Source organism: Sphingobacteriaceae bacterium GW460-11-11-14-LB5, from assembly GCA_002151545.1.
In the GTDB taxonomy this organism is placed as follows: domain Bacteria; phylum Bacteroidota; class Bacteroidia; order Sphingobacteriales; family Sphingobacteriaceae; genus Pedobacter.
In genome coordinates, this window is sequence record CP021237.1 from 3,000,555 (window position 1) to 3,018,342 (window position 17,788).

The window sequence follows — 17,788 nt, forward strand, 5'->3', positions numbered from 1 at the left end:
TTAAAAAAACATGAAAAATAATATATATATTATCCTGATAGCTTTTTTTTGCTTAAGCAGCGTAACTGGATGTAAAAAATACCTTGAAAGAGACAATCCTGTAGCAACTACTGATGATAAATTCTGGAAACTGGAAAGTGATCTAAGGATAAATCTTGATGGGACTTATAGTGGCTTGCCAGTTGGTGCGCTTAACTATAATTGGCATGCAGGTAGTTGGATGCCTTTGGAAGGCTTTTCTGATAACATGATTCTAAAAACAGGCTACTTAACTGATGTAACTCTTGCACCATTAGGCTTAACCACAAGTTCAAGTAGTATTTACGACTCCTATTACAGTGTTTCGTATTCTTACATCAGAAGAACATGCAGGTTTTTAGAAAATTATAGTACTGCCTACGTACAAGATCCTAAAATAAAAGAACGGTATGCAGCAGAGGCAAGATCTTTAAGAGCATTTTATCACCTAATTTTATGGCTTTATTATGGCCCTGTACCTATTGTAAACCATTCATTGAGCGCACAAGACGCCAATCAACCAAGGGCTACGCAAGAAAATATGGTCAAGTTTATTAGCGATGACCTGCTAGCTGCGATACCCAATTTGCCCGATAACTATACCGAAAATGATAACTATAGATTTAGCAAAGGTACTTGCTATTCTTTATTGTCTATTCTTTATCTAAATGCGAAAGATTATCCTAAAGCTGCACAGTATTCAAAGATGGTAATTGATAATAAAGCCGCCTTTGGGTATGATTTACATACAGCAACCAGTCCTACGGTAAACAGCTATGCAGATCTATTTTCTTACAACGGCATCACTTCTAAAGAACGAATCATTTTTAGAAAAGGTGCAAATCCTGAAGCATTCTTAAGGCAAACATCAAGAAGCATGGGTGGCCATGCGGTGACATCGCCTACTGCATCTTTTGTAAATTGTTTCGAAACTAAACAAGGCAAAACCTTAGAAGAGCTTGGCCCGGATAGTGTTGCAGTTTACACACGTGAGCCTACTTATCATAATAACAGAGATCCTCGCCTGGGTATAAGCGTTTTAATGCCTAATGAGGTTTTTCTGGGTAAACTATTTAACCCATTTGATCAGTCGGTAGCCAATGTAGATCGGATCGGTCAGGCATATGCCACCCAAACTGGCTATTTTTCAAAAAAATATGTTGATCCAAGTGATATTAGCAGGCCTTATAGTGGAGGATTAGGCTTTTATATCATCAGGTATGCTGAAATTTTGTTAAACTATGCTGAAGCTTTAATAGAAAGTGGTGATTATCAAAACCCTGATGTTTTAACATATATCAACCAGGTTCGTACACGAGCTGGCATGCCAGAAGCCACCTCTGCCCAATATAATACACAAGAAAAAATCCGCGAATTGTTAAGGCGCGAAAGACGTGTTGAGTTTGGTTTGGAAGGTAAAAGGTTATTTGATATTCGCCGCTGGAGAATTGGCGAGCAGGTATTGGATGGTCCTGTTTATGGCGCCTTCGATCCAAATATAAATAAACCATACTTATCAGAAACCAGGGTGTTTTCGGCCAAAAGAGATTATCTATGGCCAATTCCTTTAGCCGAAGTAAACGCCAACACAAACATCGTACAGAATAGCGGATGGTAATTGATTGATTTGAATGCTTAGTACTATTAATAGCCTTCTTTAGATTTAATTGGTACAGAAAATTTCAATGTAAAAATGGGGTAATTCATAAAACATGAATTGCCCCATTTTCTTTAAAATTAACTTGAATTTTAGATTTTAATCTCATCATCCCATAGCTATCGGATGCGAATTGAAGGATTTCATGCATGACTGAAGCGATCTACAGATAACTTCCAATCGGCTGATAAGAAATTGAGATACCGCTAAAAACGATGATTTTTGAATTGTTTGATTGCAGGATTTGTCAGGGTTGTGACACCCACCTATAAACTTTAATCCAACATGATCAATTGTGAGAGCGTTAAGATCTTCACGCTCTGGTCCCCGGGTAGTATGATACTGCAACCAGGTCACCTACAAACTGCCTGATTGCAATATTTTAAGATATTTAATATGATGTATTGGAAATTATTTGATTTTATCCACACTAATCCCCCAATCATCGGTTCTAAAAGGGGCTACAGGTAAGCCAGCTTTACTAAAGAGATTGCCTATACCTGCATTGCTAAATTGATAGCGCACCGCCGCAGGGATTTTTACCTTTGCATTTGAAACAAAAATCTTATTTCCTTTTACTTTAACCTTTGCCGGATAAAATAACTTATCTGCACCAGCGATAAAAATTTCCTTTGGCGTATCTCCTTTAATCGTCAATCCACTTTCTGCATTATTGAATTCGATTACGATATCGCTTTTTTCTACTGTAAAGGATTTAAAAAGTGGATTTTTATAGCCTGCTTTTTTCTGTCCATAGGTTTCGGCCAATGCTAAATTTGCCAGACGTAAGCCTACATCTTTTTTATTGGTAGGGTGAATATTCAAAGTATCGGTAACCAGATCAGAAATAACAACCATACCCGTTTTTGATGTTGACAGGTTCCTGGTTTGCGCCTCCCGCACCAATGCCCCAACATTGTATTTATCGTATTTAAAAGGGGCGATCTGCACGTAATAAAAAGGGAAATCATTGTTCCAGGCCTTGCGCCAGGCACCTAACATCGTGTTAATTAATTCGGTATAACTTGCAGGCGTATCTCTGTTACTTTCGCCCTGGTACCAAATGGTTCCTGCAATGCTGTAATTAACCATAGGGGCAATCATGGCATTGTAAGTATAACCAGGTGCTACCGGCCACCAAGCAGTAGGTGCATTTTTCGTTGCTGCGTCTTTCAATACCGCATTATTTTCAACCAGTTGCTCAGGCGTCCAGGTTTCGGCAGGAGTACCACCCCAATTGCTGTTAATCAGGCCTATGGGTATATTCAGGTCCTGGTTGAGGTGTTTACCAAAATAGTAGCCTACTGCACTAAAAGTTTTTAAGGTATTGCTGTCGCAAACGGTCCACGTGCTATTGATATCATCTTGCGGTGTTTTTGAAGTGGTTTTAGGCACATTGAATAGTTTGATATTCAGTTTGCTCAGGTGTTCGAACTCTTCTTTGATGCTTTTAATTCCGGTACTGTAATTCCATTCCATATTCGATTGCCCGCTACATACCCATACCTCTCCTATCCACACATTTTCGAGTACAATTTTGTTTCCAGCCTGAAAAGTGATGTTGTACGGACCGCCAGCCTGTGGGGTTTTCAGTTCAACCTGCCAGGCTGCATTTCCATCGGCGCTAACTTCGGTTACCTGATTATCCCAGGAGGTGGTAATTTTTATTTTCTCTGCAGGCGAAGCCCAACCCCATAGTTTGGTCGTCGATTTTTGCTGCAATACCATATTGCTGCTTAAGATACCCGGTAGGCGGATATTGGCATGAAGTGATAACGCTAAAAAGCTGATGATAATGGAAAATATTGTTTTTTTCACTTATTTCTATTGTTAAAATGATCAAAAATCAAATTATTTGTCAATGGCGTCCAAAAGCTTAATCTTTCAGAGCACTCCTGTTAATTTATAAACCTGTGTGTAAGGGAGCTTAGTTTTAGCTGGTATTTGCAAAACCAGCTGATCACTTGTTTGTGTAAATTTTATTGCTGAGGCATCGCCAAAAAGACGGATATTTTTTATTTTCCTGATCGCATTTGTACCCAAACTCGGGATTGTAATATCGCCACCAACAGGGTTAAGTACAAAAACATATAAATCGTTTCCTTTAGTAGTAAAACGGACTTCATTATGGGGATAAGCAGGGCTTGTAATGGTTCGCTCGTTAAAATCTTCACTCTCGTGCTTTTTATTGGCCTCGAGATCAGCTTCGCTGATATTTTTCTGTTGTTTACCTCCATTTAGGTTATCACCATATATTTTCCAGGGTTTACTCGCGTAAATAGCCTCACTATTGGTATTAACCCACATTCCTAATGTATCCAGAATCACCTTGTGATCTGGAGGAATGGTTCCATCAGGTTTTAATTCTACGTTAAGCAGCAGGTTACCATTTTTGCTATTCATATCAACCAGGGTTTCGATAACAGTCCGCGCATTTTGTCTGATTGGTCTATCTGTTTTGTAAAACCAACTTTCAAAAGTCATCGTTCCCTGCCAGGGATATGGTAATATTTCTGTGGCACCACCACGCTCGATGTCTTTTACTGTTGAAGGTTCATTCGAAAACTTTCCAGCCACTACAGCGGTCACTTTGCCATGTTTTTGCAAACTTTGATTAAAAAAATAGGTACACACCTCTTTTCCATACTCCTTATAAGGGAAACCATAGCCATCAAACCAAAGCAAATCAACATTATACTTACTTACCAGCTCTTCCGTACGCTTTACATAGGTTTCTTTAACACTTTTAATCCATTCTGGTGTCCGTTTTTCGGGAGGCAATCCATACAAATCAGCCGGATCCAATCCTTCCCACCATTTGCCCTTGCCATCGGCTTTGGTCATCCAACCATCGTATTTCACACCTTTTTTCGCTCCGGAAGTATCAGCACCGAAGGCGGTTTTCCACCAGTCTAAAAAGCGGTCATCGTGCGAGCTTACACCGAAAGGCATACCGTATTTCACTGCTGATTTTTGAAACATCCCAATAAGATCCTTTTTAGGGCCAACATTTACCGAATTCCATGGCTGATAAGTAGAAGCAAAATTGTCGAAATGGTCGTGGTGGTTAGCCAGGGCCACAAAATACCTGGCACCTATACTCTTAAAGTATTTCAGCAATTCATCGGTATTCAGTTTGTCGGCTTTCCATTCGTGTATGACATCTTTAAATCCTTTTTCTGATGGATGTCCATAAGTTTTTAAATGGTAGGGATAGGCATTTGCACCCCATGTTTCTCTACCTACATTCTGTTGGTACATGTGACGGGCATACCAACCTCCACCTTCTGCTGGCTGCGATTGCGCCCCCCAATGTACCCAAATACCTAAACGGGCTTCGGTATACCACTTCGGGAACTGGTAATCTTTGCGAAGTTCTTCCCAATTTTTCTGCTGGGCAAATACAGCTGCCTGAATTAACAACAGGCATAACGTTAAGTAAAATTTAATTTTTTGTTTCATTTGTTGTTTGGTTTGTCGTTAATAACTTAAAAAATAACCCTCTGGCTGATGAAACAGACATGATTCAAACATATGAGAGTGGCAATCATTCTTTCATCTTGAAGACTAAAAGCTTTCATAATTTATGCTAAACAGATCAGTATAATTTTCACAGTACCATAAAATTCCGAAAATCAAATTACAAATAAAGGGCAATAATTTCTTGCCCATTATTTGTAACTGTATTACTATTCCTTGCAACTTAATAGCCTTGGTTTTGCGGCGCAAGTGCAGGATTTTTTTCTACCTCTACGGCTGGTACAGGTAAATATTCATATTGTGCCTGATAAGAATCTGCTCGCACCTTTGATTGTATTGCTTGTGCTGCCTTTGCAGTTTTTAACCATAATCCCCATCTCACAAGGTCCAACTTCCGATGCCCTTCACCACATAATTCGATACCACGTTCTTTCATGATTGCAGCACGCAAAAGCTCTTGAGTTAAACCATTTAGTGCTGATAAACCTGCACGTGCGCGGACTTTATTTATAGCAGTAAATGCCGTCGCCTGGTCGCCAGCTTCGTTTGCCGCTTCGGCTTCCATTAACAATACATCAGCATACCTGAAAATAATTATATTAAGCCCTGAATTACGTTCACCGGCATCTAAACGCCACCATTTTGGCCCAAACCATACGCTCACGCCATTTTCGGGATCAGGTATAAAGTTTTTTCCCATGTATCCAGTTGCAATCTCTAGGTCTTTACGTTTGTCACCTGCTTCGAAGCCATCAACAAAAGAATTTAATGGCACATAACCGCCATACCATGGTTTTTCGGAAAAGGGGGAAACGCCCACTTTTTTCTGAGGTGAATAAAAGGCATGCTGATAGCTATTTAAGTTATCCTTTTGAAAATCAATTTCAAAAATTGACTCATTATTAAATTCATTTGCTTCGGTAAACACATCTTTGTACTCTGGCAACAAAACACGTCCTGTTACAGCCTGCGCAGTCGTTAACGCAGCCGTCCAATTCTTTTTCCATAAAAACACTTTGGTTAATAGCGTTTGTGCAGCAGCTTTTGTTGCTCTTCCTTTATTAGCAGCTTCATACGAATCGGGCAAAACTTTAATAGCAGCTTCCAAATCTTTAATCATAAAATCTCTGATCTTATCTGCAGGTGTGCGCGGAAGTTTGGCAGCTGTACCATTATCAAGATAATTAACTTCATCGACCAAAGGTCCATCTCTAAAAACGCCGGTAACGTAATAATAATAAAGCGCACGTAAGAAACGGGCTTCGGCTACAGCACGATCTTTTATAGGGCTGCTTCCTGATTTACTTACCCGATCAATTACCTGCGAGGAAGTTTGTATACCCCGGTACAATCCGTTCCAGATGGTGGATGCATAGCCTCCATTTATAGGAGTTAGATTTAAGGCTCCTTTATTGCCCCAGGTAAAAATTGCATCGCAATCTTCGTCAAGGTAAGACCAAAGTTCTTGTTGAAAAAGACGTTGAGGGTGAGTGCCAACCAGCCAAAAATAAGCGCCATTAACGGCCATCACAGCATCTGCATCTGTTTTGAAAAAATTTTCAGGACTAACAAATGCCTTAGGATCTTCTGTTAATTCTTTTTTGCATGATGTCCCAAACATCAATGCGATTGTCATAAAGACAGCAAATATTTTATTGGTATTCATCAGTTATAGTGTTAAATTCAAGCCTAAAATAAAGGTTCTGTTTTGAGGATAATCAGTGTAATCGAAACCACGTAACGTAGAATTTGTTCCATAGCTATTTACTTCCGGATCGTAATAAGGATACTTGGTCCATAACCAAAGATTGGTTCCTGTTACGTAAACATTCAGCTTTTGGATCCATTTCACATGCATATCACTACCTGTTAAATTAAAACCAATTGTTGCAGTGCGCAAACGCAAAAAAGAACCATCATAAACACTTCTCGAAGAATAGATATAATCTAAAGTTTTTGGCAAACGCGGAATATCGGAAGATTGGTTATTCACTGTCCACCTATCTGCAACACTAGCATACTGGTTAAAACCCGGACTGGAGCTATTATTAAAGTTATCACTGATATTCATCACCTGATTTCCATAAGAGCCCTGAAAAAAAACATTCAGACTAAACTTCTTATAGGTAAAAGTATTGCCCAGGCCTCCATAAAACTTCGGATTCGAGTTTCCAATCACATGATAATCGGCAACATCTATCTTACCATCGCCATTTAAATCCTGGTACAGCGCATCTCCAATCCGGTTGTTCCCTGGTGAAGTTGCCGTTCCTGTAGGCGGGGTATCGGTTTTCTTGGTACCCACATAAGTGGTTCCCCAAAAAGTTCCAACAGGCTGTCCAACAATTAACCTGCTTATTGTAGAGTAAGTGCCATAACCAGTACTTGCATTATCAAAGGCCTGCACTCCTCCTAAATCGAGCACCTTATTCCTGTTTGCAGCAATATTTAAAGTCGTAGACCAGCTAAATCCATCCCGTACAATATTATCTGTATTAATAGCCAGCTCTAGCCCGTGGTTATTGATCGAACCAATATTGGTAACTTTTGAAGAATAACCAGATTGGGTAGCCAATTGTTGGTTGAGCAGTAGATTACTGGTTACTTTGTTATAATAGTCTAATTCTACGTTAACCCTTTTTTTCAAAATACTAAATTCGATTCCGGCATCGAACTGTTTGGTAGTTTCCCAAGTAAGATCGGGGTTAGGTAACCTGTCTGAGGTAAAGCCAACAATATTCGTCCCCCCAATCAGATAACCTATTACCGGTCTGAGTGAAGCTAAAGATTGATAAGTATCAATCCCCTGGCTTCCGTTTGAACCATAACTTGCCCTGATTTTTAGGTTATCAAAAACATTTAAATTTTTAATAAAATCTTCATTTGAGGCGTTCCATGCAATGGCAGCCGCCGGAAAAAAGGCACGTTTATGATTTGCTGCGAAACGAGATGAGGCGTCAGAACGTCCTGTTAGCGTTAAAAGGTATTTGTTTTTATAGGTATAATTGAAGCGGGCCAGGTATGAGAAAATGGCATATTTTGTTTCGCCCGATCCAATTTTGAATGTTGCCTGGCTCCCTGCCCCCAAATTATTATACAATAAAGGATCTGCATAATATTTTTGCCCTTCGGCATTGAATCTCTCTAATGATTCTGTTTGATAAGAGGTACCAATTACTGCGTTAAAATTATGGTCAGTACCAAAATCTTTATTGTAATTTAATGTATTTTCATTTAATACCATAATGGTATTGGCGGCATCAACATTTGCCATACCTGCATTCCCTGAATTTACCCTTGATGGCAATGAACTCGGTAAGTACCTGTTGACTTTATTAAAAGTCATCTGAGAGCCAAAGGTAGATTTGAATGTTAAACCTTTAATCAGCTCCCAGTCTAAAGTTAGATTCCCTGTGAAGTAGCTGTTAATAGTACGGTTATAAGGCACAGTCCCCTGTGCTACCGGGTTATCATAATAAAGTGGATCGTTAGGCTTTTGGCTTGTAAAAGATCCATCAGGGTTATAAACAGCTGCTATTGGAGAGTAGGCTGTAGCCGAACTTTGACTTGGTCCACCGAGGCTTACGGTATTGTTTCGGGTAACTGTTCGGCCAACATTAATCATTGCGCCTACTGTGACATTATCCCGGAGTTGTTTTGATAAATTGGTGCGAAACTGGTAGCGACTGAAACCGGAATTGAGAATAATCCCTTCCTGGTTATTGTAATTACCTGAAAGGAAATAGTTAAATCCTTTACTTCCGCCAGATGCACCAAGTGTATAATTACTCATTGGTGCTGTTCTTGTAATTTCCCTCTGCCAGTTTGTACCAACGCCTAACGATTGAGGGTTGGGATATAAAATAGGCGTGCCATTTAATACTGCAGCCTCATTAGCCAGTTCGGCATATTGGGTTGCATTTAACATGGCAATCTCTTTTGGCAATTGTTGTACTCCGGTGTAGGCCTCAAAATTGATATTATCAGATCCTGCTGCGCCCTTCTTAGTTGTAATAATGACTACACCATTTGAACCTCTGGCACCATATATTGCGGTTGAAGAGGCATCTTTCAATATACTCATCGAGGCGATATCTTGAGGGTTAACTGCATTGATATCTGCCCCGATTAATCCATCAATAACATACAGTGGCTCGTTTGTACCATTTATCGAATTTCCGCCACGAATACGGATAGATGCTCCAGAGCCTGGTGCACCATTGGTAGAGGTAACCTGTACACCGGCAGCTTTACCTTGCAACATCTGATCTACACGGTTGATCGGTAGATTTTCTATCGCCTTTTTATCTATAGTAGAAACTGCGCCAGTTAAGTCCTTCTTCTTAGTTATACCATATCCTACTACCACCACATCGTTTAAGTTATCAGATTTAGGCAAGAGTTTAATAGCCATATCAGCTTTCTGGTCGGCCTTTATTTCTTGGGTAGCATACCCAATGTAAGATATAACGAGTATGGCATCTTCTGGAACATTTTTAAGTATAAATTCTCCATCGCTGCCTGAGGTGGTGCCAATGGAACCATTTTTAACCTTTATGGTCACACCAGGCAAGGTATTGCCTTTTTCGTCGAGAATCTTTCCTTTAACGTCTCCCGGGGGAACAAGCAATTCTGTTTTTAACAAAATAGGCTTTCTTCTTATAATAACAGACTTATTTTTTACCGTGAATGTTAAGGGTTGATCATCAAAAACATGATGCAAAACCTTTTCGAGTGGTTCATTTGTACAATTAATGTTGACCGTCTTCGATTCACTGAGCATTTCTTCTGTACATAAAAAAGTATAGCCCGTTTGCTTTTGAATTTCTTTAAAAAAGATACTGAGCGCCATATCAGACGCTTTGATGGTTAGTTTTTGAGCTTTTACCGAAGCACTGACCTGCATTAAAACGGTAAATAGAAAAATAACTGTGAGTTTCATAACCAGTAATATTTTCTTTTTAGGACCATGGTGGCGCCATAACATTTTAGAATGATATTTCATACATTTGGTTGTTTTGGTTTAATTAGAATCTTTGATATGGAAATAATATTTAAGAGGTAAGCCATAACATTTATCGGGGGTGCCGCAAACACTCCCGATTCTTATCAGACAAACCTTAAATGGCTTTAAGGCATCACGATAATCCTCCTTCCTTCAACTTTAAAATGAACCAGATCTGTTAGCTCGAGCATATCGAGAACTTTATTGATGTCCTCATCGCGTGAAATGGTCCCCATAAATCTTTCTTTCGAAGTTCTACCAGTATAAACCACATCTACGTTATACCAGCGGCTAATCCTTTTCATTATTGTTTCAATCCTTTCGTTATCGAATACAAACAATCCTTTTTTCCAGCCAATGGCAGCTTCGGCATCTACAGTTTTTACTTCAATGGCTGATCCCTTCACTGCGGCCTGCTGGCCCGGCTTAAGAAATAAAGAGTGATAATCCAGTGCAATCACTTTAACACTTCCTTCCAACAGGGTTGTTTTTGTTTTATTATCTTCAGGGTAGGCACTTATATTAAAGTGTGTTCCAAAAACATTGATCTCTAATTTATTTGCAGACACTTTAAACATCCTCTTCTTGTCTTTTGCAACTTCAAAATAGCCCTCACCCACCAGTTCTACCTTTCGTTCACGATCCCCAAATCTGACAGGAAACTTTAAAGAAGATGCCGCATTAAGCCAAACTTTGGAACCATCAGGCAGTTGAAGCTGATATTGCCCTCCTGGCGGAGTCTGAATGGTATTAAATGAGGCTTCACCTATTGCCGGGTTATCATTTATAACATGAGTAAATTCATAAATCAATTCGCCCTTGGCGGTTTTGGTAACCTTGATGCCCGACTGCATGGCAATTTGTCCTGTACCCACATCTGCTAATATTATTTTTTTACCATCAGCAAGTGTAAGCACTGCTGTATTAGTACCTGGCCTTATTTCATGCATTGCACTTCCACCGTTGGCATGTTTTGGATATTTTTTTGGTGTAAGGAAATAAAAATAACTACCAAAACAAACCACAATCAGAATTGCTGCAACACGGCCAAGCCAGAATTTGTCCTTCCAGTGCGTTTTTCTGTTTGCAGATAAGTTGTTCCATACCTTTTTCCTTGCAGCCTCTATTTGCTTCGCCGAAGGCATATCTTTTTCATCTGCTAAATGCAGATACCAGCTTTCTACAATGGCGCATTCTTCCTGACTGGCTTTCCCTTCAAGATATTTCTCCAAAAGTGCTTCTACCTCTGATTTCATAATAAATAGATTTATCACCTATATCATAAGACTCCCGATAGGAGGCTATAGGGTACTGTAAGAAAAAATAAATCTTAACGGTGAATGAGAAGGAGCAGATAGGCAACAATCCCAATCCGCGATCGGAGGATCCTTAATGACTTTTTCACTTGCGTGCGTACGGTATGCTCAGAAGTACCGAGTTGATCTGCAATTTCCTTGTGGCTCATTCCATCAGTCCTGCTCATTACAAATACCTTCTTCATTTGAGGAGGAAGAGCATCAATTTCTCTTTCAATTAACGCAGCTAGCTCGCGTTCCCTCACCTGGGCATCGGTAACAAATTCTCCTTTATTAATAAAATCTTTTAAAGATTCTAGGTAAATATTTTTGCGGTCTGAACGTACTTTTAAGGTAAATATTCTATTCCTGATGGCTGCAAAGAGATAGGCAGAGAGATTCGAAATTTCCAGCTCGTTTCTTTTCGTCCATAAAAATTCAAAAAGATCGTGCACAATATCAATGGCATCTTCATCCGTTCCTATTTTTTTATAGGCATGAACATAAAGTGGCCTGAAAAAGCGGCTATAAATTTGGGCAAAAGCATTCTGATCCCCATTTTTAAGGAGTATTATCAATTCGTTATCAAGAAGCGAATCATTAGCTTTCATTGTTTTACAGTCGATCTTACTCAACACCTATCTTTCTTATAACAATAATTTGCAATTCATAATTTTGTTCACTCTTTGAAATCTAAATGTAGCCTATCAACATCTTAGAACATTAAAACGTCAAATATCAAATATATCGTAATTTGTTTAGGTAAAAAATAATGTCCCTTTATAGTTATATCTAATTTATCGGGACCGTTTAAATCGTATCACACAGTTACACCGCCATCTTAGTGAGTAAAGCTTTTTAGTAAATAATACTAGATTTGGTGTCAAAGTTAGATGCTCCATGAAATTTTCACCCTTATATGCAATTATCTTATCTTAATTATGTTTAGCATATCCGCTAAAATTGGCTTCAATGCCTTTGCCCAGGCCTTGTAGCCGTCTGCCTGTAAATGAATACCATCGCTTCCATATTTCGTGGGATCTAAATCGCCATTTGGCAATAAAAACGGAGAGGCGATTGATTGGTAAGTATAATTTTTATGGGGTAATTTGGCCAGTAATAAATGAACCTTTTCATACTTCGCTCTCCTTTCATCATCTTTTTTTATCCCAACAGGCAAAGGCCCTAATAAAAGCACCTTGGTTGATGGCATATTTTTGCTGGTCCAATCGGTTACTTTGCTAATGGCTGCTACAATTTCTTCCGGGCTATCGCCTGCACTAATGTTGTTCACACCAATCATCACCACCATTACCTTTGGTTTAGCTTTTGCATAATTACCGTTTTGCAAACGCCATAATATATTTTGGCTTCTATCGCCAGAAATACCTGCGCTTTCCCATTTTAAGTTTACAAAAACACTGTCAAAAGCTTTAAAGCCGGGTTTATAGGTTACCGAAGTTCTATGTCCACCGGTGCCCTGTGTAATCGAATTGCCTAAAAAAAGAATATCGAGGTTTTTCTCTGCCAGCAACAAACTATCTATATTTTCATGCTGTGCCCACCAGTCTTTGCCAGGGGTCCAGCCTGCACCCGATCTGTATTCTGAACCTGGAGCCGCAATCGCTGCGAAATTTACCTTCTGGCCAGTGGCCCTTAAAATAAAATCGGTAATAGGTGTAGGATTTGGCAAACTATGCGGATGATGGTTAACATTTGCTTTATGGATTACGGTAATATTGCCCCCGTTTTCACGTACTATTTTTTCAAAAGGTGTGGTATTTTCGGCAATAGGTACCACATCATCCACATCTCCTACCACATGTAACATCGGGAAACCCAGTCTGGCAATTTTTGCAGCGTGATCTAAGGGGCTGTTTTTAAAATTATCGGCCTGTGTTTCTGTAAGGTTATAGTCTTTTTTAAAATCTTCCCAGGGCTCTCTTGCTCCGGCATTTCTTTTTTTGCCCGGCCAGCTTTTTAAATCGAGTACAGGCGCATCTGCATAAATACAAGCTACTTTTTCGGGATTGGCCAGGGCCCAATTATATACGTAAACCCCACCACGACTCATACCTTCTAAAGCTACTTTTTTCGAAAGACCGCATGTTTGCATCAGGTTATAAAACTTATTCCACAAGCCAACGGCTTCGGCATTGCCAAAAAGCTCTGCTACATCGCAGTAAACAATATGAAAACCACGTTCCAGTAAAGAAACATCTGTTTGTGGCTCATGTCCCCAGAAACGGGCACGCCATACCCATAGATGGCCTTTCGCTACCACTTTTGGCTTAACCACCTTACAATCACGCCCGTTAAATTTAAAGCTGGCACATTCAAAGCCATTAAATTCAGTGATATTTTTGTCTTCCTTTATTTTAGAAAAAATGTCGGAATTTTCAGTCCTGTTTTGAGTGATGGTTTCATATAACCTCGATGCAATAATGGAAGCACCAATTGATGCAGGGTGGATTTTATCCGGAAACATACTTTCCTTATCAACAAACAGCGGATGGAGATTAATGATTTCCAGTTTTTCACGATACGCTACATGCTGTATCATTGGGATAATCCGGTTCACCAGAACAGGATCTGAAATGTAAGTGGTATCGGTAGAAAATGCAGCGACAGGCGCAACTAAAATAATGCGTGGTTTAGTTGATAGTTGCCTAAAGCTGTTAATCAGTTCCTTGTACGTATTTTCAAATTCATCATATCTGTTTCTATTTTGCCCTTTACTATCGTTGGTACCTAATTTGATCAGTACGATATTAGGTTCGCTCTTTAAGGCATCGGCGTATGCTTTTGTTTTCCAATAAGGATTGACGGTATTTTTTAACATCGTAGCGCCGCTATGACCGAAGTTCATGACCTCGTATCCACTGCCCAACATATTTTGCAACTGTGCCGGGTAACTGTTTTTTTCGCGGTTGGCAATGCCCATGCCATAGGTGATACTATTGCCTACGCAGGCTATTCGGATTTTTTTCTGGGCAATTGCAGTAAAGCAAATGGTCCACATCAGGATGGTAAAAAAGATGTACTGTTTTTTCATTTTAGTTCATTTGTGGTTTATGGTTAGTGTAATGTTCAGCTTCTCCTTATAGATTAATATTTTTAGTTAAATACTTTTTTAAAAAATTGATATGCATGTTCCATAACTGTCATATTCATATAAAAAACATGACCTTTGCCTTCTTGTATTTCCAATTCTGTTAATATTCCGTTTTCCTGATAGCGTTTGTACATATCTTTTGCCTCATCAACTGAAACTAAGCTATCATCGCTTCCATGAATAAATAAAAACGGGGCATCATCGGGTGTAATGTGTTTATATGGCGAAATCTTTTCAAACCAATCGGGCAAACTTTCTGCTTGTCCCCTTGGCCAGGTTTTCCTTCCGGTCAATGTTGGGGTTGCAAAGCCCGCTGCAGCCTGTATTTTGCTCGAAAACTTTCGGTTATCGCCATCCCCTTCCAGTACAGGATCATTACCCGTGGTGGCTAAAATCCCGGCTAAATGTGCACCTGCCGAGGCACCGCAAGCACCAATTTTATTGGTATCAATATTAAATTTTAGTGCGTTTGCTTTTACCCACCTCACCGCAGCCTTTGCATCGTAAACAGATTGTAAGGGTGTAACTGCATCAATCATCCGGTAGTCGATATTAACAGCCACGTATCCTTTAGCAGCCAGATACCTGGCCTGCGCTTCAAACCAGGCCCGTTTATGCACTGCCCAACCGCCATCATGCACAAAAATTACACATGGGATTGGTTTACTGGCAGCGTTTTTTGGTAAAAACAGATCGAGTTTTTGGCTATAACCATTAGGCGTAGTATAAGCAATATTTCGAATGGCTGTTGAGGCTGGGATTGTTTCGTCCATATTCACCGGACTCTGGTCGGTAATCAGTTCAAAGCCTAGTGTACGGGCTGCCTTTGCAAATTGCCCTGAAAAATCATTTAGAAGATTTTGCGTTTTACAATAATCCAGAAATACCTTTAGCGCTTTATCAGGGCTTTGCACATGAGGGTTCTCAAAATATACATTCTCAATATAAGCCAAACGTGCCCGATAGTAAAGCGGATTTGATTTAACAACGGTCTGCTTTTCGGCTTGTAAAAAATGAGCATAAGGCTCTATTTCTTTTATTTTTTTAAGCAGCGTTTTATGGAGATAGCCAGCATCAGGAACCAATAATACATTGATGATGGGTTTATTTTCTAACTGTACCGTTTGGCTTTGGTATCCTTTAGCGGTAATTTGAAGTATGGCGTTTGAACCAACCTCTAGTTCGTACCTCCCATCGGCATCTGTAATTACTTTTTTGCCTGATTGTTTATCTTTAACCTGCACCCATTGTAATACCTCCCGATTGTCTCTTATGGTGCCTACTAACTTAATAGATTGTGCAAAAGCTGTTAAATGAACAGCAAATAGCCCGCAAGCTATTGTCGCTATAAAACAAAATCTATTCTTCAAATAGTTCTTCATTATTTAAAAATTAGGGTTGAATGCTTGTAGGCCACGCAACAGGTTGCTGATTGGATTTGTAGATTGGCATCGGGGCGTTCCAGTTTTTTAAGCGGGCGCCTAGCAACTGCACAAGCTCTTTTGCTTTTTGTGGCTGAGTGTTCGACAAATCATTGGTTTCACCGATATCATTTTTAAGGTTATATAGTTCGTATTTACTATTGCGAAGGTTATACACCAATTTCCAGTCGCCTTTGCGTATGGCGCTGAAATAATTGATACCCTCCTCTTTTAAGTTTTGCCATTTATTAGGGAAATGCCACACTAGGCTACGCTCATTATCTACGGAGGAAGGATTTTTTAACAGAGGCACGAAACTTTTTCCGTCAATTTTTTGTACGGTTTTATAATCTTTGACTCCTGCCAGTTGCAGGATAGTGGGAAAAAAATCTTCAATAATTACATACTGATTGGTAACCGTTGACGGTTTTACCAGGACTGGATATTTAACAATCATCGGCTCTCTAATGCCTCCTTCATAAACCGAACCTTTGCCTGCTTTTAAGGGCAGATTTTGGGTGTAGGCTGCACCTCCCCGTTCGCCAGCCAGGCTTAATCCACCATTATCGCTTATGAAAATGATAACCGTGTTCTTTTCTATGCCTTTTTTCTTTACGAAATCCAAAACATCACCAAGGCTTTTGTCCATACCTTCTACCAAACTGGCATAGGCAGCTTCGGTGCTGTCTAGTCCGAGTTCTATGTATTTTTGAAAATATCTTTTATCACTTTGTATGGGTGTATGTACTGCATAATGTGCAAAATTTAAATAAAATGGCTGCTTATTGCAGATGGGCGCATCCAGCGTTTTTATCGCCTCTTTGGTTAGCGCTTCGGTTAAGAAGGTTTCAGTACCATAATATTCTTCCATATCGGGTACTGCTCTCAATCCGGCTTTTCCCAACATATTGCCATAATTTTCTTGCGGAAGATAGCTCTGTGGGTTTCCGGCTGCATGGCCGGCTATATTAACCATAAAACCCATATTGTATGGGTTTGCTCCCGGTGTGCCAGTCGAGGCCCAATGTGCTTTGCCTACATGAATAGTAAAATATCCTGCGTTTTTAAGCAGTTGAGGAAAAGGTGTTGCGTATACTGTTTTTACTATACCATCAACAGGACTTAAACCGTTGTAATTCCATTTTGCAGGTTCAAATTGGTCGTCTTTTGCATCAGTATTTTGATCTTTTTGAGGGTTTGTCCAACTAGTGATGCCACTATGTGCAGGATTTAGACCTGTTAACATGGCCGTACGACTTGGTGTACAAACTGGTGCTGCGTAGGCATTGGTAAACTTCATCCCCTCCTTTGCCATACGTTCCATATTTGGCGTATGGTAACGCTGATTGAGTGGGGTTTTTTCCTTCCAAAATGGAAGTGAAGTATCTTGCCAACCCATGTCATCGACCAAAAAAATGATAATATTGGGGCGTTGATTTTGAGCAACGACGTTACCCAAATTTATTACCAGTAACGCCACGAAGGTTAATATTGATTTCATTATTCAAATTGTCGAAAGTATTTTCCAAATAAATAGTTTACAAAAAGGCAAATAAAGTTTAATATTAATAAACAAATATCGTATTTAAAAAACTCTTACTTGGGTTTATATCATTTTTATTAAAGATGGATATCGCTTTGAGTGATTGTTAAGCCAGTTATCGCTTATATCAATGGTTAAATTGACCATGGTTCATTGTTAATAATCCCTTTCCCTTGCACTCGTTAAGTTAAATCGGATTTTATAAATTATTTTCAGCTCTGTATTCCATTTTAAGATTAAACTTATCCTTACTC

10 protein-coding genes are annotated in these 17,788 nt (G+C 39.4%); 1 reads left to right on the top strand and 9 read right to left on the bottom strand.

Annotation, left to right across the window (positions count from 1 at the left end):
- The first annotated feature begins 10 nt into the window (after nucleotides 1-10).
- A complete protein-coding gene (locus CA265_12115; GenBank protein ARS40360.1) occupies nucleotides 11-1,636 on the top strand; it encodes a hypothetical protein in 1,626 nt (541 codons plus the stop codon).
- Nucleotides 1,637-2,086: 450 nt separating this feature from the next.
- Here CA265_12115 and CA265_12120 read toward each other — a convergent pair whose 3' ends face one another.
- The 9 genes from CA265_12120 to CA265_12160 all read right to left on the bottom strand — a co-directional run bounded on the left by CA265_12120 (nucleotide 2,087) and on the right by CA265_12160 (nucleotide 17,495).
- Nucleotides 2,087-3,493 carry a sialate O-acetylesterase gene (locus CA265_12120; GenBank protein ID ARS40361.1) on the bottom strand — a complete coding sequence of 469 codons (1,407 nt, stop codon included), beginning with the start codon at nucleotides 3,491-3,493 and terminating at the stop codon, nucleotides 2,087-2,089.
- A gap of 66 nt (nucleotides 3,494-3,559) precedes the next feature.
- Nucleotides 3,560-5,137: a hypothetical protein gene (locus tag CA265_12125; protein ARS40362.1), complete on the bottom strand. Its 1,578-nt coding sequence runs from the start codon at nucleotides 5,135-5,137 to the stop codon at nucleotides 3,560-3,562.
- A gap of 241 nt (nucleotides 5,138-5,378) precedes the next feature.
- On the bottom strand, nucleotides 5,379-6,821 hold the full coding sequence (locus CA265_12130; GenBank protein ID ARS40363.1) for a hypothetical protein: 1,443 nt from the start codon (nucleotides 6,819-6,821) through the stop codon (nucleotides 5,379-5,381).
- 3 nt (nucleotides 6,822-6,824) lie between these two features.
- Nucleotides 6,825-10,160, bottom strand: a complete 3,336-nt coding sequence (locus CA265_12135; GenBank protein ARS40364.1) for a hypothetical protein — start codon at nucleotides 10,158-10,160, stop codon at nucleotides 6,825-6,827.
- Nucleotides 10,161-10,285: 125 nt separating this feature from the next.
- On the bottom strand, nucleotides 10,286-11,416 hold the full coding sequence (locus CA265_12140; protein ARS40365.1) for a hypothetical protein: 1,131 nt from the start codon (nucleotides 11,414-11,416) through the stop codon (nucleotides 10,286-10,288).
- A gap of 74 nt (nucleotides 11,417-11,490) precedes the next feature.
- On the bottom strand, nucleotides 11,491-12,066 hold the full coding sequence (locus CA265_12145; protein ARS40366.1) for a hypothetical protein: 576 nt from the start codon (nucleotides 12,064-12,066) through the stop codon (nucleotides 11,491-11,493).
- 314 nt (nucleotides 12,067-12,380) lie between these two features.
- Nucleotides 12,381-14,510 (bottom strand): G-D-S-L family lipolytic protein, encoded by a 2,130-nt coding sequence (locus tag CA265_12150; protein ARS40367.1) that lies wholly within the window; start codon nucleotides 14,508-14,510, stop codon nucleotides 12,381-12,383.
- Between the two features lie 62 nt (nucleotides 14,511-14,572).
- A complete protein-coding gene (locus tag CA265_12155; protein ARS40368.1) occupies nucleotides 14,573-15,952 on the bottom strand; it encodes a hypothetical protein in 1,380 nt (459 codons plus the stop codon).
- 10 nt (nucleotides 15,953-15,962) lie between these two features.
- Nucleotides 15,963-17,495 (bottom strand): sulfatase, encoded by a 1,533-nt coding sequence (locus CA265_12160; protein ARS40369.1) that lies wholly within the window; start codon nucleotides 17,493-17,495, stop codon nucleotides 15,963-15,965.
- Between the last annotated feature and the right edge of the window lie 293 nt (nucleotides 17,496-17,788).

Excerpts from the sequence above, each read along its gene's own strand:
- CA265_12140 (ARS40365.1), bottom strand. The coding sequence starts at position 11,416 with ATGAAATCAGAGGTAGAAGCACTTTTGGAGAAATATCTTGAAGGGAAA.
- CA265_12150 (ARS40367.1), bottom strand. The coding sequence starts at position 14,510 with ATGAAAAAACAGTACATCTTTTTTACCATCCTGATGTGGACCATTTGC.
- CA265_12155 (ARS40368.1), bottom strand. The coding sequence starts at position 15,952 with ATGAAGAACTATTTGAAGAATAGATTTTGTTTTATAGCGACAATAGCT.
- CA265_12135 (ARS40364.1), bottom strand. The coding sequence starts at position 10,160 with ATGAAATATCATTCTAAAATGTTATGGCGCCACCATGGTCCTAAAAAG.
- CA265_12125 (ARS40362.1), bottom strand. The coding sequence starts at position 5,137 with ATGAAACAAAAAATTAAATTTTACTTAACGTTATGCCTGTTGTTAATT.
- CA265_12115 (ARS40360.1), top strand. The coding sequence starts at position 11 with ATGAAAAATAATATATATATTATCCTGATAGCTTTTTTTTGCTTAAGC.
- CA265_12130 (ARS40363.1), bottom strand. The coding sequence starts at position 6,821 with ATGAATACCAATAAAATATTTGCTGTCTTTATGACAATCGCATTGATG.
- CA265_12145 (ARS40366.1), bottom strand. The coding sequence starts at position 12,066 with ATGAAAGCTAATGATTCGCTTCTTGATAACGAATTGATAATACTCCTT.